The sequence below is a fragment of the Streptomyces sp. Ag109_O5-10 genome (genome assembly GCF_900105755.1).
Classification (GTDB): domain Bacteria; phylum Actinomycetota; class Actinomycetes; order Streptomycetales; family Streptomycetaceae; genus Streptomyces.
Genome location: NZ_FNTQ01000001.1, coordinates 5,914,597 through 5,934,139, shown reverse-complemented (window position 1 = coordinate 5,934,139; position 19,543 = coordinate 5,914,597). Strand labels below are relative to the sequence as shown.

The following is a 19,543-nucleotide window of genomic DNA, read 5'->3' as shown; positions in this document are numbered from 1 at the left end:
CTTTGAGTGCTGAGCGCCCCGCATGGGCGGGAGGACGCGCAACGTAAAGTGTCACGGTCGGCCCGCCGGGAGCCGCGCGGACAGGACGAGAAGGGGGAGGCAGTCGGATGCCGCAGACCGAGAAACCGGGCACCGAGGTGGCTGCACGAACCCCGCTGCGCTGGTGGACCGAGCTGCCGCTGATCCTCCTGGTGTACGGCTGCTACACCGCCGGCCGCCTGCTCGCGCGCGGGGACACCGCCACCGCCGTCGACCACGGCCTGGCGATCCTGCGCATCGAGAAGGCCCTGCACCTCAACGCCGAGCACCCGCTCAACCGCCTGTTCACGCGTGAGGCGTGGCTCGGCATACCGGCGGACTTCTGGTACGCCTCACTGCACTACCTGGTCACCCCGGTGATCCTGGTCTTCCTGTTCCGCAAGCGCGCCGAGATCTACCAGCGGGCCCGCACCTGGCTGATGACGTCCACGTTCATCGGCCTGATCGGCTTCACCCTGCTGCCCACCTGCCCGCCGCGGCTGCTGGACGTGAAGTACGGCTTCGTCGACACGATGGCCCAGTACAGCTCGTACGGCTGGTGGGGCGGCGACGCCAGTGCGCCGCGCGGCCTCGGCGGCATGACCAACCAGTACGCGGCGATGCCGAGCCTGCACTGCGGCTGGGCGTTGTGGTGCGGGGTGATGCTGTGGCGCCACGGCGGCAACCGCGTGACCAGGGTGCTCGGCGTGGCCTACCCGCTGCTGACCGCGATCGTCGTGATGGGCACCGCCAACCACTACTTCCTGGACGCGGTGGCGGGCGTGTTCGTGATGGGCATGGGCTACCTGCTGGCGCCGTACGTGATGCGGGTCGCGGATCTCGTCCGGGTGCGGATCACCCCCGGCGCCTCCCTCGTCGCAGCGCGCTCGGACGGCGCAGGCTCCCCGATTGTCAGTGCCGGATGCCAGACTTCGGCGGGTGAGCGAATTCCATCGCAGCGCGAGTCCCGGCTCGCCGCCGCAGCCGAACCGGACGCTGCCCCCACAGACGCGGGGGACGGCGCTCCGGCACCGGCTCGCTGAGCTGCGCGGCCCCGCCGTCCCGGCCAAGGCCCTCGACGCGCGCGCCCTCGCGGCGCTCGCCGCGAACCCGGGGTGCAGACGGCGGGCGATCCTGGACGGCGCCGGGGTGGACAAGACCGTACTGGCCGGCGCCCTCGGCTCGCCGTCGGCCTTCGGCCAGTCGCAGTTCGCGCTGACCCGGGGCAACGTCTTCGAGGCGAGGGTGAAGGCGGACGGCGGCGCCGAACTGCTGCGGCTGGTCCGCACCCACCTCGACCCGGGCGCCGAGCCCGCCGAGCGGGCCGCCGTACCCGACCTGTCCGCGATCGGGCCCGAGGGGCGTACGGCCCGTACGGCGCTGGCGCTGCGCGAGGCCGTCGAGGCGGGCGGCTGGGCGCTGTTCGACCATCCGATGCTGGCCCTCGAGGTGGCCGGCTCGCCCGCGTTCCTGGAGCCGGACGCGGTCGTGGTGCACCCGGACGGCAGCTGGACGGTCGTGGAGATCAAGTCCTTCCCGATGCTGGACGGCTCCGCCGACCCGGCGAAGGTGGGCGCCGCCGCCCGGCAGGCCGCGGTGTACGTGCTGGCCCTGGAGGAGGTCGCGGCCCGGCTCACCCCGGCCCCGCGGGTCCGCCACGACGTGCTGCTCGTCTGCCCCAAGGACTTCGCCAACCTGCCGACCGCCGCCGCCGTGGACGTCCGCAAGCAGCGCGCGGTCACCGCCCGCCAGCTGGCCCGGCTCACCCGCGTCCAGGACATCGCCGACGCGCTCCCCGAGGGCACCTGCTTCGCCCCGGACCTGCCGGCGGAGCAGCTCACGGCGGCCGTGGACAGCGTGCCCGCGACGTACGCGCCCGAGTGCCTGTCCGCCTGTGAGCTGGCCTTCCACTGCCGCCAGCGGGCCCGGGCGGCCGACGAGGTGACCACGCTGGGCCGCGCGGCCCGCGCCGAGCTGGGCGGGCTGGCCACCGTCCAGGACGTGCTGTCGGCGGCGCGCGGCGAGAGCGGCGACCCCACCGACCCGGCGGTGGCGGCCCTGCGCCGGGCCGCGGCCCTGCGGGCGGAGGCACTTCAGGGGGCCGGGTGTCCCTGATCACCACCCTCGCCCGCCTGGAGGCCGTGAGCTCGGGCACCGCGCAGCCCGCCGCGACCGTCCGCCACCGGCACCTCTCCGACCGCCCGCTGGTCTTCGTGCCGCTCACCACCGCCGGTGAGGCCGGTGCCCCGCTGGGCGCCCTGGTCGGCACCGACCGGGACGCCCCGCGGCTGCTGGTCGTACCCCAGCCGCGCGACCGCGACCTGCGGTTCGCCTTCCTCGCCGAGCTCGCCGACGTCGTCCTGCCCTACCTGGACTCCCACGCCGACAGCGTCGAGGCGGCCGAGCGCACCGAGACCGACCCGGAGACCGGCAAGCGGGTCAAGGTCGAGGTCGAACTGTGCGCGGACGCACCCCAGTTGATCGTCCCGGGCCGCGCGGGCATCGAGTACGTACGGCTGCTGGGCCGCTCGATGCGGTTCCGGCGCACGGCGGAGCAGGAGCCGGAGGCGCCCTACCCGGCGCCGCCCAGGGTGCCGCTGCTCGGCCGCTGGCTCACCCACTTCGGCGAGCGCGCCCGGGTCCCCGGTTCCTCCCTGCTCCTCGCCATGACGGACCTGCTGTCCCGGCACTGGGCGACCGGCCAGTCCGGCATCGAGGACCAGCACCTGGGCGCCCTGCTCGCCTGGATCGCCCCGCCCGCGGGCAGCACGGGCGCGCAGGCCGCGCGGGTGGCCGAGCTGGCGCGGGACGGCGACGGGCAGTTGCTCTGCCCGCCGGCCGGGCCCGCCACCGACCCGGCCTTCGACAACCGGCTGCTGGCCCCCGCCTTCGACCGTTACGACCGCGCCCGCACCGCCCTCGCCGAGGCCGAGGACGGTCTCCAGGCCGACGACCGGCTGATGATCCTCACCGCCGCCGAGCGGGAGATCCGCGCCCTGGTGGAGAGCCGTACCCGGCCCACCTGGGACGCGGTCTGGCAGGGCCTGGACCTGCTGCGCGGGCTGCCGGAGGGCGCCCGGGTCGAGGAGCGGTGGACGCGCGACCGCTGGTCGTTCACCGGCCACCGGGACCGGGTGCTGGCCGGCGAACCCCCGCAGCCGCGCCGCGACGACGCGGTGACCGCCGCGAACAAGCTGGCGACGCGCGAGCGCGAACAGGCCCGCCTCGACGCCCAGGAGGCCCTCGACGACCCGCTGGTGATGGCGGGGCGGCGGCTGTCCGGGGAGGCGTTCGCGGGCGAGGTCCTCGACGTCGTCATGGCGTACAGCGAGGGCAAGCGGCCCAGCCCGCGCCCGCTGCTGACCGTGCGCACGGAGGACCGGCCGCAGCTGGGCGAGCGCGCCAAGGCGTACCGCTCACTGGGCGGCAAGCCGCAGTCGGTGGAGTTCGCCGGCTACGAGGCGGAGGGGGTCCTGGTGCTGCGCGTCCTGGACAAGATGGGCCGCGGCAAGGAACCCGAACCCGGTTCGGTCCCCGAGAAGGGCGACCGGCTCGTCTTCACCCTGTTCGAGCACGAGCAGCGCGGCGGCGCCAAGCTGCCCGACCCGGAGGACACCCCGTGGACGCACGGCGGGCCGCCGGGCGAGACGGCGCCCGAAGCGGCCGACACCGCGACGCCGGAGGACATCCTTTGATCACCACGGACTCCGATCCCGGCACGGCCGCCGCACAGGCCACCGCCGCGATCCTGCACGACACCCTGCACGGCACCGAGCGGGGTGTGGTCGTGGACTCCCCGCCGGGCGCCGGCAAGTCCACGCTGGTGGTGCGGGCGGCGCTCGAACTCGCCGACGCCGGCCGCCCGCTGATGGTGGTCGCGCAGACGAACGCGCAGGTCGACGACCTGGTCCTGCGGCTCGCCGAGAAGAACCCGGAGCTGCCCGTCGGCCGCCTGCACAGCAGCGACGCGGACCCGTACGACAAGGCGCTGGACGACCTGCCGAGCGTCCGCAAGTCGGCGAAGGCGGCCGACCTGAAGGAGGCGCAGGTCGTGCTCTCCACCGCCGCGAAGTGGGCGCACGTGACGGTGGACGAGCCCTGGCGGCACGCGATCGTCGACGAGGCGTACCAGATGCGCTCGGACTCCCTGCTCGCCGTGGCCGGCCTGTTCGAACGGGCGCTGTTCGTGGGCGACCCCGGCCAGCTGGACCCGTTCGCGATCGTGGGCAGCGAGCAGTGGGCGGGCCTGTCGTACGACCCCTCGGCGTCCGCCGTCTCCACCCTCCTCGCCCACAACCCGGGCCTGCCCCAGCACCGCCTCCCGGTCTCCTGGCGCCTCCCGGCGTCTGCGGCCCCCCTGGTCTCCGGCGCGTTCTACCCGTACACCCCGTTCCGCAGCGGAACCGGCCACGGCGACCGCCGCCTCACCTTCGCCGTCCCCTCCGACGGTTCCGGGCCCGACCGGGTCATCGACGAGGCGGCGGAGTCCGGCTGGGGCCTGCTGGAACTGCCCGCCCGGCACACCCCGCGCACCGACCCGGAGGCGGTCCGCGCGGTGGCCACGGTGGTACGGCGCCTGCTCGACCGCGGCGGCGCGGCCCTCTCGGAACGCTCCCCGGCCCCCGCGCCCCTCACCGCCGACCGGATCGCCGTCGGCACCGCCCACCGGGACCAGGCGGCAGCCGTCCGCGCGGCCCTGGCGGAGCTGGGCGCGGCCGACGTCACCGTGGACACGGCGAACCGTCTCCAGGGCCGGGAGTACGACGTGACGGTGGTCCTCCACCCGCTCTCCGGCCGCCCCGACGCCACCGCGTTCCACCTGGAGACGGGCCGCCTCTGCGTCCTCGCCTCCCGCCACCGCCACGCCTGCATCATGGTCTGCCGCGCCGGCGTGACCGACCTCCTGGACGACTACCCGTCCACGGAACCGGTCCAGCTGGGAACCCTCGTCAAGTTTCCGGACGGCTGGGAGGCGAACCACGCCGTGCTGGCCCACCTGGGCGAGCACCGGGTGACGTGGCGGTCCTGAGTGGCAGAGCACCCGGTGAGCCACCGGCCTCAGGGTCCCCTTGCGCGGGCGCGGGACAATGGACGGTGGTCATCGGACCGCAGTCGTCGACACCGTACGAGGAGGACCAGACATGGCGGAGCCCACGCCGCGTCGGAACGAACCGCGGCTACGCCCCGCGCCCCTGCTCTTCGAGCCTGTGGAAGCGGTCGCCGACCCCGAGCACTTCTTCGGCCTGGAGTCGGTCGACGACCCCGGGGCGCTGCTGAGCCGTGCGACGGAGCTGACCCAGGCGTTCCGGGTGGCCACCGACCGGGCGGTGGAGTTCCAGGCCATGGCCGCCGCCCAGCTCGCCGACCCGCGCCGCTTCGACCGGCTGACCCCGGCCGACATCGCCGAGCGGGCCGAGTGGACCGAGGACTACGCGAAGAAGATGGTCGAGTTCGGCCGGGATCTGCTGAGGGGGAAGGAGGGCCGGGGGCCCGAGCAGATCTAGCCGGACCGCGCTGATGGCATATGCCGGGTGGGCAAGATACGCCCCTCCGATCGGTCCTGTCCGGGTTTCCCGCAACTGACGGCGAGCGGGTGTTCACGCGAGGTATCAATTCCTCATGAGCCGCACACCGTACGAGACCTTCCCGGGCCACCTCGCCGAGCTCCGCGAGCTCGGCGACGCGGCCGGGGTCACCCCGGACGGAGCCGCCTGGCTGGCCTCCGCAGGAACGTATCCGCGGAGCACGCTCGCGTTCTGGGAGGAGCGGCCGGACGCCCCGGTCGTGCTGCCCTGCGGGACCGTGTTCGACGTGGTGAACGCCCCGGCGATCTTCGGCCGCCGCATGCTGGACCGGCTGTGGGACGAGGGGCCGGGCTCCGGGCCGGTCGCGGTCTTCCGGGGCCGGATGCTCCTGTTCGCCGCCCCCGGCACCGCCGCCCGGCTGCCGTCGCTCCTGGACTGGGAGGAGTGGGGCGGCCGGAGCGGCGCCGTACCGCCGCTGCTGTGCCACGGCACCGGCGACGCGGTGACCGTACCGGCGCCGGCACCGCGCGCCGCTCCCGCTCCCGCCCCGGCCGGCACCCGCTGGCTGGTCGCCCCGGACACCCGGCATCCATGGCTTCCCGGCCCGGAGATCCTGCTCTGGGCGGCCGTCCGCGCGGCCCGCCCGACCGTCCGCATATCGATTTTTCCTCCCGCCGACCAGGATGCTAAGGTCTACGACGTCAGCAGGCGCCGCTAGCTCAGTTGGTTAGAGCAGCTGACTCTTAATCAGCGGGTCCGGGGTTCGAGTCCCTGGCGGCGCACGCGAAGTAACCGAAGGCCAAGCTCCTGTGAGCTTGGCCTTCGGCTTTTGGTCGGCGGGTTTCCGTCGATGGCCTTTCGCGGGCGGGTTTCGGTCGGCGGGTTTCGGTCGGCGGGTTTCAGTCCGGCTTCGCCGGCGTGATCTTCACGTTCCAGGCGCCGGACGCCGTCCGCCCCTCCACGGCCACCTGCACGCCGTCCCCCGGCACGGTGAAGCTCTCACCGAGGGCGACCGGGGCGTCGGCCAGCGGCGGGTAGACCGAGTTCTCCCAGCAGGCCTCGGTACGCGGATGGGCGTCGATCACCTGGATCGGCCCGTTGCCGGACGTGGTGTCGTCGCGGACCCGGTAGACGAGGATGCCCTGCCGGCAGGCCGCGCTGTCGTTGCCGGACGCGTCCCGCGCCTCGAAGGCCAGCGCGGCGCCGGGCCCGGTGCGCACCACCGCCAGCTTGGAGCCGTCGCCGAGCCCGAAGGCCGGGGCGCCCGCGGCGCCCCGCGCGGGGCCGCCCGGCCCGGCGGAGAGCGGTTCCAGGGTCAGCCGGGTCGGCGCGGCCCCCCGGACACACACCACCTGGCGCGGATCCAGCCATCCGAGCTTCCACTTGTGCCAGGCGAAGAGGTCCGGGGAGAGCCCGAACTGGCTGCCCATCAGGTCCCAGTCCCCGACGTACGTGTCCCAGTCGCCCTTGCCGTCCACCGGGCGGTGGTAGAGGTCGGGGAGGTCGAAGACGTGTCCGGTCTCATGGGCGAGAACCAGCCGGTCCGGGGGATGCTTCTCGAAGACCGTGACGACCCGGCGGACGTCGGTGCCGTCCACGTGCACCGGGGTGTCGAGGTTGACCACCTTCGTGGCGTCGGAGTCGACGCCGGGCGCGTCCGGGTCGGCCACGAGGTACACGATGTCGTAGTGCGAGAAGTCGACCTCGGGATCGGCCGCCGCGAACGCGTCCCGCAGGTAGGCGGCCCGCAGCGGGATGCTCCAGTCGCGCCGCATCCCGTAGGCGGCCGAGGGCCGCGGCATGCGCAGCCAGCGGCTGAGCGGGTGCGGGTGGATGGTGAACTTCCCGTAGGAGGCCTGCTCGTAGTAGCGGCTGGTGGCCGGGAAGTGGTCGGCGACCAGCTCCGCGGGGGTGGTCCGCGGGACCGCGTCCGGGAAGGAGAGGAACACCATCACGGCCGAAAGCGGGTGGGTGGGGCGCGTGTAGTCGGGGTTCCAGGTGTCGACGCCCTCGGAGTGGTGCGCGTCGGTGCGGTGCAGGGCGCAGGGGGCCGTGGAGAACGGCTCGGCGGACGACGGCCCGGTCAGGATCGTCGTGGCGACGAGCGCCGACATCGTGGTGAACACGGCGGCGGAACTGCGCAGCAGGAGACGCGGCACGGAAGGACCTCCGGAGGCGGTTCGCGGGACACCGCACCCAGCCTCTGTGAGTTTGTCACCTTATGACCTGTTTATCTGCACCAGAAGGGTGAGGAGCCACCTGCTCACCACAGGCAGACCCGAACGGCCGACACCCCGGGACGCTAACGGAACGTCACAAGTGGTCGCACGGCTCAAGAACCCGTCCAGGTGCGGGCAGAAACGATCTGTCAGAATCCCCGGTTCATCGGGGACACTGGACAGTGGCTGGAAGGCCCTCGGGCCAGCCTCTATGATCGGCACACTTTCCTGCACGGACAGAGATCGAGTGCACTGCGGGAGCGAGCGGTGAGCGGAACGTCCGAAGGGCCGACGCCCGCGGCAGACCTCGACCGGTCAGCCGTCACAGAGAGTGACAATACCTACCGGAAGTCGTACGAGAAGACAGACGAAACGACAGACGCGCAGACAGCGCCGGCGACCTACGAGCACGCCTTCGCGGCCGCCGCGCTGCCCATGGCCATGGTCGACCGCGAAGGGCTGGTCACCGCCGCCAACGAGGCGTTCGCCACCCTGATCGGCGCCGATCAGGCCGGGCTGCCCGGGCGGATCGCCGCGGACCTGGTGGACCTGGCCTCCGACGCCCGTACCTGGCACGCCTACCGTGAGGTACTGCGCGGCCGGCAGGCCAGGCTGCGCTGCACCCGCCGGCTGAAGCACCCCGACGGGCACTCGGTCTGGACCCAGGTCACCATCGCCCCGCTGGCCAAGGACGTGCCGGGCGTGCTGATCTCGGTCTCCGACATCAGTGCCCGCCGCGAACTCCAGGCCCGGCTGCGGCACTTGCAGATGCACGACCCGGTGACCCGGCTGCCCAACCGGACGCTGTTCTTCGAGCGGCTGTCGGCCGCGCTGGAGGCGGAGTCGTACGAGCAGAGCGGCACCGGCCGGATCGGCCTGTGCTACCTGGACCTGGACGGCTTCAAGGCGGTCAACGACACCCTCGGCCACCGGGTCGGCGACCGCCTGCTGGCGGCCGTCGCCGAACGGCTGACCCGGGTCGCCGACGAGGCCGGCTTCGCGCGGGCCGGGGCGCCGCTGGTGGCCCGGCTCGGCGGCGACGAGTTCGCCCTGCTGGTCGAGGACTCCACGGGCACGGAGCAGCTGGCCGACCTCGCGGAGTCCGCCCTCGCGGCCCTCCAGGCGCCGTTCGACCTGGCCGGTCAACGGCTGTCGCTGTCGGCGTCGATCGGGGTGGTGGAGCGGCACGCCGCCGGCACCACCGCCACCGGCCTGATGCAGGCCGCCGACACGACGCTGTACTGGGCGAAGGCCGACGGCAAGTCCCGCTGGACGCTGTTCGACCCGGAGCGCAACGCCCACCTGGTGACCCGGCAGGCGCTCTCCTCCACCCTCCGCCCGGCCATCGAGCGCGGCGAGTTCGTGCTGGAGTACCAGCCGCTGGTGGGCATGGGGGACGGCCGGCTCAGCGGGGTCGAAGCCCTTGTCCGCTGGCACCACCCGGAGTTCGGCACACTAGCGCCGAATCGGTTCATCGGATTGGCGGAGGAGGACGGCTCGATCGTCCCGCTCGGCCGCTGGGCCCTGACCACCGCCTGCCGGCAGGCCCGCCGCTGGCAGCTGGACCACCCCGGCGAGCCGCCGATCTTCGTCAGTGTGAACGTGGCGGTCCGCCAGGTCTGGGACTCCGACCTGGTCGCGGACGTGGCGGAGACGCTGGCCGAGACCGGTCTGGCCCCGCACCTGCTCCAGCTGGAGCTGACGGAGTCGGCGGTCATGGGCTCGGCGGGCCGCCCGCTCCAGGCCCTCCAGGCCCTCAGCGACATGGGGGTGCGCATCGCCATCGACGACTTCGGCACCGGCTACTCGAACCTGGCGTACCTGAGCCGGCTCCCGGTGTCGGTCCTCAAGCTGGACGGTTCCTTCGTCCGGGGCTTCCAGTACGACGACCCGGGCGACCGCCCCAACCCGGCCGACGAGGTGGTGGTGGAGGCGATGATCCAGCTGGCCCACCGCCTGGGGCTCACCGTCACCGCGGAATGCGTCGAGACCTCGGCGCAGGCCTCCCGGCTCCGCCACATCGGCTGCGACACCGGCCAGGGGTGGCTCTACTCCCGGCCGGTGACGGCGGATCGTATCTCCGAGCTGCTGGACACCGGGACCTACGCGGACGCCCCGGCCGGCAAACCGTAGGCGTCGGCGACCAGTTCGTAGGAGCGCAGGCGCAGCTCGCCGCGGTGGGCGTGGGTGGTGAGCATCAGCTCGTCGGCGCCGGTGCGCTTCTGCAGGTCGTCGAGGCCGGCGCGGACCTCGTCGGCGGTGCCGTGCACGATGTTGGCGGTCCAGGAGTGCACGAACTCCTCCTCCATCGGGGAGAACTCGTGCTTCTCGACGTCGTCGGGGTCGGGGAACAGGCCGGGCCGCCCGGTGCGCAGCCGCAGCATGTTCACCGCACCGGCCCGCACCTGCCGCCGCGCCTCGCGCTCCTCGTCCACGGCGAGGACGGACACGCCGATGAGGGCGTAGGGCTCGTCGAGGACTGCGGACGGGCTGAAGGACTCGCGGTACAGGTCGAGGGCCGGGACGGTGTTCTGCGCGGAGAAGTGGTGCGCGAAGGCGAACGGCAGCCCGAGCATGCCGGCGAGCCGGGCGCTGAACCCGGAGGAGCCGAGCAGCCAGACGGGCGGGCGGTGCGGCGACTGCACCCCGCCGGGGGTGGTGGCCTGGACGGGCCCGGGGATGGCGTGGATCTTCCGGTACGGGTGCCCGTCCGGGAAGTCGTCGTCCAGGAACCGGAGCAGCTCGGCGAGCTGCTGGGGGAAGTCGTCGGCGCCCTCGTTGAGGGTCGGGGTCCGGCGCAGGGCGGCGGCGGTGGCGCCGTCGGTGCCCGGCGCCCGCCCGAGCCCCAGGTCGACCCGCCCCGGCGCCAGCGCCTCCAGCGTGCCGAACTGCTCGGCGATCACGAGCGGCGCGTGGTTGGGGAGCATCACACCGCCCGACCCGAGCCGGATCCGCTCGGTGTGGGCGGCGAGGTTCGCGAGGATCACGGCGGGTGAGGAGGAGGCCACGCCGGGCATCGAGTGGTGCTCGGCGACCCAGTACCGGTGGAAGCCGCGCGACTCGGTGAGCCGCGCGAGCGAGGCGCTGGTGCGCAGGGCGTCGGTGGCGGTACTGCCCGTGCCGACGGTCACCAGGTCCAGTACGGAGAGAGGGACGGGGGCCGTCCCGTGCGTGATGCCCCGGATCTCGTCTGCCGACACGGTGAGAGCCTCCTGTTTTGCGGCCGTGAGCTGTCCTCCCGGCGTTAACAGGAGGATGTCTCCGGTTATTCCGGCGCTTCCCGTCCTGGCACGACCGCGACTGAGTGGGGGCTGTTCGCGCAGTTCCCCGCGCCCCTCGGCCCACTGCGCCACCCGGCACCGCAGAGCGCCGCCAGGCCCGCCCCTCACCCTTCGGCCGCCCGTACTCCCCGCCCCTCGCGTCTCAGCCGACCGGGTCGGGGGTGGGTGGGGTGGGCGGAGGATCCGGTCTTCCGGCCGCCCCGTGCTCCCCGCCCCTCGCGTCTCAGCCGACCGGGTCGAGGGTGGGGTGGGGTGGGCGGAGGATCCGGTCTTCCGGCCGCCCGTGCCTCCCGCTCTCCGCACATCTCAGCCGACCGGGTCGGGGGTGGGAGGCGGAGGATCCGGTCTTCCGGCCGCCCGTGCCTCCCGCTCTCCGCACATCTCAGCCGACCGGGTCGGGGGGTGGGTGCAGGGTCCGGCGCATCGGCCGACCGTGTCTTGCCCTTCTCTCGTCTCAGCCGACCGAGTCGGGGGGTGGGTGGGCGAAGGATTTCGGGGGGCCGGGGGCGGAGCCCCGTGGTGTGGGGGCTGTGTCAGGCCTGGACGATCGGTTCGCGGGTGAAGAGGGTGCCGAGGGACGGGGCGTTGACCCGGCGGTCGGCCAGGCGGAGGCCCTCCCAGACGGTCACCTGGTTCGCCGTGAGCACCGGCTTGGAGAGGGCCTTCTCCAGGAGGGACACGTGGGCCGCCGTGTGCAGTGCCGTGTCCGGGAGGAGGACCGCCTCGGCCTCCCCCACGTCCGCGGCCCGCGCCAGGGTCAGGACCTCCTCCTCACCCCACGTCCCCACCTCCGCCGCCGTCACTATCCCCGAGGACCGCACGCCGGTCACCTCCAGGCCTCCGGCCCGGAGGAACTCGGCGAAGAGGGACGCCACGTCCTCGGGGTAGGTCGCGCCGACCGCCACCCGCCGTACCCCGAGTTCCCGCGCCGCGTGCACGAACGCGAAGGAGGTGGACGACGCGGGCATCCCGGCCGCCATGGCGAGCGCCCGGACCTGCTGCTGGGCGCCCTCCCAGCCGTACACGAAGCTGCCGCTGGTGCACGCCCACACCACCGCGTCCGCACCCGCGAGCCGTAGCTCCGCCACCCCGGCGGCCAGCCGTTCCTCGGTCCCCATCTCGCGGAGCGCGTCCACCCGGTGCGCGTCCTCGCCGATGTCGGTGTGGACGACGTCCACCCGGATGTCGCTGCCGAGGAGCTGTTCGATACGGGGGTAGTCGTCCTCCGCGGAGTGTCCCGGATAGAGGAGTCCGAGCGCTGTCATGTCCACCCTTCCTGCTGTTCTTCCGGCAGTACGGGCCAGTCACGCGCCGCCGATTCGTCCAGGTGACGGATCAGCGCCTGATAAGGGCCCACCGCTCGGGTACCCAGCCTGCGCAGCGCCGCCCACATCGTGACCTGGTTGGCCGACAGGACGGGTATCCGCAGCTCGGCCTCCAGCTGGGGGATGACGTCGTAGGTGGAGAGGTTGGTGCAGGAGATGAACAGGGCGTCGGCGGCCCCGGGCCGTACCGCCTGCCGGGCCATGGCCACCACGTCCCGGTACGGCACCTGCCAGATGTGCCTGGTCAGACCCATGAACGCGCAGCCGGCGACCTGTACGCCCGCCTCCGCCACGTACTCCTCCAGGACCCGGGTCACCGAGACCGTGTAGGGCGTGACCAGCGCCAGCCGTCGTACGCCCAGCTCGGTCAGCGCGTCGAGGAGCGCCCCGGAGGTGGTGAGGGCGGGCACCGCGCCGGAGCGGGCCATCGCCTCGCACATCGCCCGCTCGCCCGCGATGCCGCCGACGAAGCTGCCGGAGGTGCAGGCGTAGGCGACGACCTCGGGCGCGACCGCGGTCAGCGCGCGTACCGCCTCGCCGAGGGTCTCGTGCTCGCTGACCAGCCGGGCCAGGTCCAGGCTGACCTCGACCGGCACGAACGGTGTCCTGGTCAGATGCAGGGAGACGTCGTCCGGCACCCATCGCCACAGCTCACGGTCGAGCGCGAAGTCGAAGGGCGCCACGACGCCGACACCGCGCTGGGGACGAGGTCCGCCCAGAAAGGAGACGTCCATGGGAAGTCACCGGCCTCAGGTGGGAGAGCGAGGGGCAACGGTCGACGGATACGCCCGTGTTGACGAAGGTAGGTTCGGGTGCCAGCGTGGTCAATCCGCGCATCCGAGACGTTCCGTCCGCCCATGTCAGACACTGTCGGACACCGGGAGACCGCCCCGAATGACACCGCCCGTGCCCACTCTGCTGGTCCTCGACGCCGACCCGCCCCCGCGGCTCGGCCGGCTCACCGGCCGCGCCCGGATCGTGCACACCGACGCGGCGGGCCTGGCGGCGCGGCTGCCGGCGGCGGACGTCCTGCTCGTCTGGGACTTCGCCTCGCCCGCCGTCCGCGAGGCCTGGCCCGGCGAGGGGCCCCGGCCGGGCTGGGTGCACACGGCGAGCGCGGGCGTCGACCATCTGATGTGCCCGGAGCTGGCCGCGTCCGACACGGTCGTCACCAACGCGCGCGGGGTCTTCGACGCGCCCATCGCCGAGTACGTGGCCGCGCTGGTACTGGCCGTCGCCAAGGACCTGCCCCGGACCCTGGACCTCCAGCGGGAGCGGACCTGGCGGCACCGCGAGGCGCGCCGGGTGGCCGGCACGCGCGCGTGCGTGGTCGGTTCCGGGCCGATCGGCAGGGCGATCGTCCGCGCCCTCAAGGCGCTCGGCGTCACCACGGCCCTCGTCGGCCGCGTCCCGCGCACCGGCATCCACGGCCCGGACGACCTGGACCGGCTGATGTCCCGCGCGGACTGGGTCATCGCCGCCGCTCCGCTGACCGAGCAGACGTACGGCATGTTCGACGCGCACCGCTTCGGCGTGATGCAGCCGTCGGCCTGCTTCATCAACGTCGGCCGGGGCGGGCTGGTCGACGAGGAGGCCCTGGTCCGGGCGCTGACCCGGCGCTGGATCGCCGCCGCGGCCCTGGACGTCTTCGCGACCGAGCCGCTGCCCGCCGACAGCCCGTTGTGGAACGTGCCGGGCCTGCTGGTCTCGCCCCACATGAGCGGGGACACAGTGGGCTGGCGGGACGAACTGGGCTCCCAGTTCGTGGAGTTGTACGAGCGGTGGGCGGCGGGCAGGTCCCTGCTGAACGTGGTGGACAAGAAGCGCGGTTACGTACGCGGTCACTGACTCCCGGGAGGGTGCCCCTCATGCAGCTCACCGACCTCACCGCCCGGCAGCTCCTCGACGGTTACCGCAAGGGCGAGTTCGGCCCGGTGGCGGCGGTCCGGGCGGTCCTGGAGCGGGCGGCGCGGATCCAGCCGGAGGTCAACGCCTTCGTCCGGCTCACCGAGGAGGACGCCCTGGCGCAGGCGCGGGCGTCGGAGGAGCGGTGGCGGCGGGGCGAGCCGCGGGGCCTGCTCGACGGCGTGCCGGTGACGGTCAAGGACATCCTCCTGATGCGCGGCCACCCGACCCTGCGCGGCTCGAAGACGATCGCGGAGACCGGGAGTTGGGACGAGGACGCGCCGTCCGTCGCCCGGCTGCGCGAGCACGGCGCGGTGTTCGTCGGGAAGACCACCACACCCGAGTTCGGCTGGAAGGGCGTGACCGACTCCCCGCTCTCCGGGGTCACCCGCAACCCGTACGACGTCTCCCGCACCGCGGGCGGTTCGAGCGGCGGCAGCGCGGCGGCCGTCGCCCTGGGCGCGGGTCCGCTCTCCCTCGGCACGGACGGCGGCGGCAGCGTGCGCATCCCGGCCGCGTTCTGCGGCATCTTCGGCCTGAAACCGACGTACGGCCGGATCCCCCTGTATCCCGCGAGCGCCTTCGGCACGCTGTCCCACGTGGGCCCGATGACCCGGGACGCGGCCGACGCGGCGCTGCTGCTGGACGTGATCGGGACCCCGGACGCCCGCGACTGGTCCGCCCTGGGCCCGGCGCCCGGCTCCTTCGTGGCCGGCCTGGCCGGTGGCGTCCACGGCCTGCGGGTGGCCTTCTCACCCACGCTCGGCGGTCAGGTCGCGGTGGATCCGGCGGTCGCGGCGGCGGTACGCCGGGCGGTGGCGCGGCTCGCGGAACTCGGGGCGTACGTCGAGGAGACCGACCCGGACTTCAGCGACCCGGTGGAGGCCTTCCACGCCCTGTGGTTCGCCGGTGCCGCCCGGGTGACGCAGCGGCTCTCCCCCGGGCAGCGGGAGTCGCTCGACCCGGGGCTGCGGGAGATCTGCGGTACCGGTGCCCGCCTGTCCGCGCTGGACTACCTCGCCGCGGCGGACGTCCGGACGGACCTGGGCCGCCGGATGGGGCTCTTCCACGAGTCGTACGACCTCCTCGTCACGCCCACCCTGCCCGTCACGGCGTTCGAGGCGGGCCGGGAGGTGCCGAAGGGCTCGGGCCTCCGCCGCTGGACGGGCTGGACCCCGTTCACCTACCCGTTCAACCTGACCCAGCAGCCGGCGGCGACGGTCCCGGTGGGCACGGACGCCGACGGCCTGCCGGTGGGCCTCCAGCTCGTGGCCGCCCGCCACCGCGACGACCTGGTCCTGCGCACGGCCCACGCCCTGTACGAGGCCGGGGTGGCCACGGCACCGCCGGGCAGCGCCGTCCTGGCCTAGCGCCGTGGCGGCGGAAGAGAGAGACCGACACCCCACGAGGAAACAGGCGGCGGCACCGCAGGAGAAGGCAGGAGAAGAGCGGGCAGCGCGACGGCCCGGTCGGGTTCGGCACCGCCGGGCAGCACCGCCGTGGCGGAGAGACGGGTGAGCGGCGGTGGAAGGCGCTGAAGGCGGGAGCCGGAGGTCCCGGTCAGAGCGCCCGGAACGCCAGTTGTTCTCCCGCCGCGCCGTTGCGCCACAGGTCGTTGCAGGCCTCGGCGAGGGCCGGCAGGCCTTCCACCACCTCGGCCCAGACGGTGCCTGGGACCCAGCCCACGTCGCCGTTGAGCAGGAGGTTGTTGCGTTCGTAGAAGAGGGCCAGGTCGACGACCGTGGTGCCGGGGGGTGGCTCGCGGTCGTAGCCGTAGGCCTTCGTGGCCAGTTCCGAGCCGGCGAAGGAGAAATAACAGAGGTCGCCGGGGATCGGTGTGACCGTCGGGTTCTCCAGGGGCGGTTCCGTCGGCGTGAACGGCGGGAAAAGCGCGTAGATCTCGTTGCGGGCGTACTTGGCGTGGTAGACGTCGCCGGACAGCGGCAGGGCCGCCCAGACCGCGGCGCAGGTGACGGGAGCGCGGTCGTCCAGGAGCCTGGCCCTGGCGGCGACACCGCGGCTGACCAGCGAGACTTCGATGAATCGTTCGGTCATGCCTTCCATGGTGCATAAGTCGGTTGGGGTCGGGTAGCCGCGCCGCCATGGCTCCACCTCTCCGGAACGAATCAGACACATCAGGGCACGAATCCAGACAGAGTCGGCGGGCCGTGCTCGCGGGTGCCGCCGCGGTCGGCGCACTCGGCGCACTCGGCGCCGCCGGCTGCACGCGCGTCGCCACCGCGGCCGGCACCGACGGGGGTGACCTGCTGCAACGGCTGCGTGCCCAGGGTGTCGTTCGGCTCGGCATCGCCGGTGAGATCCCCTTCGGGTACATCGACAAGGACGGGCACCTGACCGGTGAGGCGCCGGAGCTGGCGAAGGCGGTCTTCAAGCGGCTCGGGGTGGACAGGGTCCAGCCGGTGCCGACCGAGTTCGGTTCGCTGATACCCGGGCTGAACTCGCAGCAGTTCGACGTCGTGGCCGCCGGGATGTACGTCAACCCTGAGCGCTGCCAGCAGGTGATCTTCGCCGATCCCGACTACCAGATGCTCGACTCGTTCATCGTGCGCAAAGGCAACCCCAAGGGGCTGCACGACTACAAGGACGTGGTCCGGAAGAAGGCGAAGTTCGCCACCGGGACGGGCTACGCCGAGATCCAGTACGCGGTCGAGGCCGGGTACAAGGAGAGCGACATCCTGATCGTTCCCGACCAGGTCGCCGGGCTGAACGCCGTGGAGGCGGGACGCGTCGACGTCTTCGCCGGTACGGCGCTCACCACGCGTTCCGTCGTCAAGAAGTCCGCCAAGGCGGAGGCGACCAAGGCCTTCGCGCCGCTGGTGGACGGGAAACCGCACGTGGACGGGGGCGCGTTCGCGTTCCGGTCGGCGGAGACGAAGCTGCGGGACGCCTTCAACGTGGAGCTGCACAAGCTGAAGAAGAGCGGCGAACTGTTCCGGATCCTGCGCCCGTTCGGCTTCACCGAGGCCGAGATGACCGACCTGACGGCGAAGGAGCTGTGCGGGGGAGGGAAGAGCGGATGACCTCGGGACTGTGGGACCTCGTACTCAAGGGGGTCTGGACCACCGTTCAGCTTCTCGTGCTCAGCGGGCTGTTGATGACGGCCGTGGCACTGGTGGTGGGCGTGGCGCGGACGAACCGGCACTGGTTCGTCCGGTTTCTCGCCGGTTTCTACACCGAGGTGTTCCGCGGCACCTCGGCACTGGTGATGATCTTCTGGGTGTTCTTCGTGCTGCCGGTCGCCTTCGGCTGGCAGCTGGTGCCGATGTGGGCGGGGACGCTCGCGCTCGGCCTGACCTACGGCGCGTACGGCTCGGAGATCGTGCGCGGGGCGCTGAACGCGGTCGACCCGGCGCAGCGGGAGGGCGGGATCGCCCTCAACTTCACGCCCTGGCAGCGGCTGCGGCTGATCCTGCTGCCGCAGGCGGTGCCGGAGATGATCCCGTCCTACTGCAACCTGCTCGTGGAGCTGCTCAAGGGCACCGCGCTGGTGTCGATCACCGGCATGGGCGACCTGGCGTTCAGCGGGAACCTGGTGCGGCTGGCGTTGCAGGAGAGCGCGCACATCTACACGTACCTGCTGATCGTCTACTTCGTGATCGCGTTCGTGATCACCCGGCTGATGCGCGGTCTGGAGAAGCGGCTGAAGGCCGGCATCGGCAAGGACCCGGGGAACGAACGTGAGGCGCGTGCGGTGAAGCGCAAGGAGACGACCGGGGTCGGTGGTGTCGCGTGACGTGGGACTGGAGTGCCGTACGCGAGTTCATGCCGCACTTCTGGGACGGCCTGTGGGTCACCCTGGAGGCGTTGGCCCTGGGTTCGCTGATCTCGTTCTCGCTGGGGCTGGTGTGGACGCTGCTGATGCGGACGCCCACGCGCTGGGTGCGCTGGCCGGTCGGCGCGGTGACCGAGTTCGTGCGCAACACCCCGCTGCTGGTGCAGCTGTTCTTCCTGTTCTACGTGCTGCCCGAGTGGGGGCTGACGTTCTCCGCGCTGACCACCGGGGTCTTCGCGATCGGCCTGCACTACTCGACGTACACCATGCAGGTCTACCGGGCCGGTATCGAGGCCGTCCCGGCCGGGCAGTGGGAGGCGGCCACCGCGCTCAGCCTGCCGGCCCGGCGGACCTGGTTCGCGGTGATCCTGCCGCAGGCGGTGCGCCGGGTGGTGCCGCCGCTCGGCAACTACGTGATCTCGATGCTCAAGGACACGCCGATCCTGATGTCGATCACCGTGCTGGAGATGCTCGGCCAGGCCCGGCTCTTCTCCCAGCAGCACTTCCAGTTCACCGAGCCTGTGACGGTGATCGGCGTCGCCTTCATCGTCATCTCCTACCTCGCCTCCGTTCTTCTGCGCACCCTGGAGCGTCGCCTTGTCCGTTGACACCAGCAAGCAGCCGAGTACCGCCGGCATCACCTCCGACGAGCTGATCCGCATCGAGGGGGTGACCAAGCGGTTCGGGGACAACACCGTCCTCGACGGGCTCGACCTCGCCGTGCAGGCGGGCCGGCACGTCACCCTGATCGGTCCCTCCGGCTCCGGCAAGACCACGATCCTGCGGCTGCTGATGACCCTGACCAAGCCGGACGCGGGCACCATCACCGTGGACGGGCAGCGGCTCTTCCCGGCACCCGAGAAGGAGCTGCGGGAGGTCCGCAAGCAGATCGGGATGGTGTTCCAGCAGTTCAACCTGTTTCCGAACATGACCGTACTGCGCAACATCACCGAGGCACCGGTGACCGTGCTCGGCCTGTCGAAGGACGAGGCGGAGACGCGGGCCCGGGAGCTGCTCGACCTGGTGGGCCTCGCCGACAAGGCCGACGAGCGGCCGACCCGGCTCTCCGGCGGCCAGCAGCAGCGGGTGGCGATCGCGCGGGCGCTCGCCATGCGCCCGAAGGTGCTGCTCCTCGACGAGGTGACCTCGGCGCTCGACCCCGAGCTGGTCGCGGGCGTCCTCGACGTGCTCAGGGACATCGCCCGCACCACCGACATCACCATGCTCTGCGTGACCCACGAGATGAACTTCGCCCGGGACATCTCCGACCAGGTCCTGATGTTCGACTCGGGCCGGGTCATCGAGGCGGGCCCGCCGGAGCGGATCTTCAGCGAGCCCGAGCACGAGCGGACCCGGGAGTTCCTCAGCGCGGTGCTGTAGATAAATGCACCGTCGGCGCCGTAAAGGTTTTCCCGCACCGCGCCGCCGCTACAGGAAGTGAACGCTCGATCACCCGAGGTCTGGCGGCCGGGTCATT

General features: G+C 72.7%; 18 protein-coding genes and 1 tRNA gene. 14 read left to right on the top strand and 5 right to left on the bottom strand.

The window, feature by feature from the left end:
- Positions 1 to 107: 107 nt before the first annotated feature.
- From BLW82_RS27175 to BLW82_RS27145, 7 genes are all read left to right on the top strand, one after another.
- Positions 108 to 1,061: a phosphatase PAP2 family protein gene (locus tag BLW82_RS27175; RefSeq protein WP_093502614.1), complete on the top strand. Its 954-nt coding sequence runs from the start codon at positions 108 to 110 to the stop codon at positions 1,059 to 1,061.
- Positions 1,015 to 2,133, top strand: a complete 1,119-nt coding sequence (locus BLW82_RS27170; RefSeq protein WP_093508299.1) for a hypothetical protein — start codon at positions 1,015 to 1,017, stop codon at positions 2,131 to 2,133. Before BLW82_RS27175 ends, BLW82_RS27170 begins: the two co-directional genes overlap by 47 nt.
- Positions 2,124 to 3,713 carry a hypothetical protein gene (locus tag BLW82_RS27165; RefSeq protein WP_093502612.1) on the top strand — a complete coding sequence of 530 codons (1,590 nt, stop codon included), beginning with the start codon at positions 2,124 to 2,126 and terminating at the stop codon, positions 3,711 to 3,713. Before BLW82_RS27170 ends, BLW82_RS27165 begins: the two co-directional genes overlap by 10 nt.
- Positions 3,713 to 5,047 (top strand): AAA domain-containing protein, encoded by a 1,335-nt coding sequence (locus BLW82_RS27160; RefSeq protein ID WP_177233324.1) that lies wholly within the window; start codon positions 3,713 to 3,715, stop codon positions 5,045 to 5,047. Before BLW82_RS27165 ends, BLW82_RS27160 begins: the two co-directional genes overlap by 1 nt.
- A 112-nt stretch (positions 5,048 to 5,159) precedes the next feature.
- Positions 5,160 to 5,522 (top strand): hypothetical protein, encoded by a 363-nt coding sequence (locus BLW82_RS27155; RefSeq protein ID WP_093502608.1) that lies wholly within the window; start codon positions 5,160 to 5,162, stop codon positions 5,520 to 5,522.
- 115 nt (positions 5,523 to 5,637) lie between these two features.
- Positions 5,638 to 6,261, top strand: a complete 624-nt coding sequence (locus tag BLW82_RS27150; protein WP_093502606.1) for a bifunctional DNA primase/polymerase — start codon at positions 5,638 to 5,640, stop codon at positions 6,259 to 6,261.
- Positions 6,252 to 6,325: transfer RNA gene (locus BLW82_RS27145), tRNA-Lys, on the top strand. Before BLW82_RS27150 ends, BLW82_RS27145 begins: the two co-directional genes overlap by 10 nt.
- A gap of 117 nt (positions 6,326 to 6,442) precedes the next feature.
- Here the strand turns inward: BLW82_RS27145 and BLW82_RS27140 are convergent.
- Positions 6,443 to 7,657, bottom strand: coding sequence for a M6 family metalloprotease domain-containing protein (locus tag BLW82_RS27140; protein ID WP_093508298.1), 1,215 nt, complete (start codon positions 7,655 to 7,657; stop codon positions 6,443 to 6,445).
- A gap of 372 nt (positions 7,658 to 8,029) precedes the next feature.
- On the opposite strand from BLW82_RS27140, the gene BLW82_RS27135 reads away from it, so the two are divergent.
- On the top strand, positions 8,030 to 9,895 hold the full coding sequence (locus BLW82_RS27135; RefSeq protein ID WP_093502604.1) for a putative bifunctional diguanylate cyclase/phosphodiesterase: 1,866 nt from the start codon (positions 8,030 to 8,032) through the stop codon (positions 9,893 to 9,895).
- Here the strand turns inward: BLW82_RS27135 and BLW82_RS27130 are convergent.
- The 3 genes from BLW82_RS27130 to BLW82_RS27120 all read right to left on the bottom strand — a co-directional run bounded on the left by BLW82_RS27130 (position 9,865) and on the right by BLW82_RS27120 (position 13,102).
- Positions 9,865 to 10,962, bottom strand: coding sequence for an LLM class flavin-dependent oxidoreductase (locus BLW82_RS27130; protein WP_093502602.1), 1,098 nt, complete (start codon positions 10,960 to 10,962; stop codon positions 9,865 to 9,867). The two genes, BLW82_RS27135 and BLW82_RS27130, sit on opposite strands and share 31 nt — an antisense overlap.
- Before the next feature lie 614 nt (positions 10,963 to 11,576).
- Entirely contained in the window at positions 11,577 to 12,308 is a 732-nt protein-coding gene (locus tag BLW82_RS27125) for a maleate cis-trans isomerase family protein (RefSeq protein ID WP_093502600.1), read from the bottom strand.
- On the bottom strand, positions 12,305 to 13,102 hold the full coding sequence (locus BLW82_RS27120; RefSeq protein ID WP_093502598.1) for a maleate cis-trans isomerase family protein: 798 nt from the start codon (positions 13,100 to 13,102) through the stop codon (positions 12,305 to 12,307). The genes BLW82_RS27125 and BLW82_RS27120 overlap by 4 nt, the downstream gene beginning before the upstream one ends.
- Positions 13,103 to 13,262: 160 nt before the next feature.
- Here BLW82_RS27120 and BLW82_RS27115 point away from each other — a divergent pair, with 160 nt between their 5' ends.
- Both BLW82_RS27115 and BLW82_RS27110 read left to right on the top strand, forming a co-directional pair.
- Positions 13,263 to 14,216 carry a D-2-hydroxyacid dehydrogenase gene (locus BLW82_RS27115; protein WP_093502596.1) on the top strand — a complete coding sequence of 318 codons (954 nt, stop codon included), beginning with the start codon at positions 13,263 to 13,265 and terminating at the stop codon, positions 14,214 to 14,216.
- A gap of 20 nt (positions 14,217 to 14,236) precedes the next feature.
- Entirely contained in the window at positions 14,237 to 15,643 is a 1,407-nt protein-coding gene (locus BLW82_RS27110) for an amidase (protein ID WP_093502594.1), read from the top strand.
- Between the two features lie 190 nt (positions 15,644 to 15,833).
- Here BLW82_RS27110 and BLW82_RS27105 read toward each other — a convergent pair whose 3' ends face one another.
- Entirely contained in the window at positions 15,834 to 16,328 is a 495-nt protein-coding gene (locus tag BLW82_RS27105; RefSeq protein WP_177233081.1) for a DUF3830 family protein, read from the bottom strand.
- 47 nt (positions 16,329 to 16,375) lie between these two features.
- On the opposite strand from BLW82_RS27105, the gene ehuB reads away from it, so the two are divergent.
- Genes ehuB through ehuA form a run of 4 tightly spaced genes read left to right on the top strand, consistent with a single transcriptional unit; the run spans position 16,376 to position 19,446 of the window.
- Positions 16,376 to 17,314 (top strand): ectoine/hydroxyectoine ABC transporter substrate-binding protein EhuB, encoded by a 939-nt coding sequence (gene ehuB / locus BLW82_RS27100; RefSeq protein WP_093502590.1) that lies wholly within the window; start codon positions 16,376 to 16,378, stop codon positions 17,312 to 17,314.
- A complete protein-coding gene (gene ehuC / locus BLW82_RS27095; RefSeq protein ID WP_093502588.1) occupies positions 17,311 to 18,027 on the top strand; it encodes an ectoine/hydroxyectoine ABC transporter permease subunit EhuC in 717 nt (238 codons plus the stop codon). The genes ehuB and ehuC overlap by 4 nt, the downstream gene beginning before the upstream one ends.
- Positions 18,024 to 18,674 (top strand): ectoine/hydroxyectoine ABC transporter permease subunit EhuD, encoded by a 651-nt coding sequence (ehuD, locus tag BLW82_RS27090; RefSeq protein WP_093502586.1) that lies wholly within the window; start codon positions 18,024 to 18,026, stop codon positions 18,672 to 18,674. Before ehuC ends, ehuD begins: the two co-directional genes overlap by 4 nt.
- Positions 18,664 to 19,446 carry an ectoine/hydroxyectoine ABC transporter ATP-binding protein EhuA gene (ehuA, locus tag BLW82_RS27085; protein ID WP_093502584.1) on the top strand — a complete coding sequence of 261 codons (783 nt, stop codon included), beginning with the start codon at positions 18,664 to 18,666 and terminating at the stop codon, positions 19,444 to 19,446. The genes ehuD and ehuA overlap by 11 nt, the downstream gene beginning before the upstream one ends.
- Positions 19,447 to 19,543 lie beyond the last annotated feature (97 nt).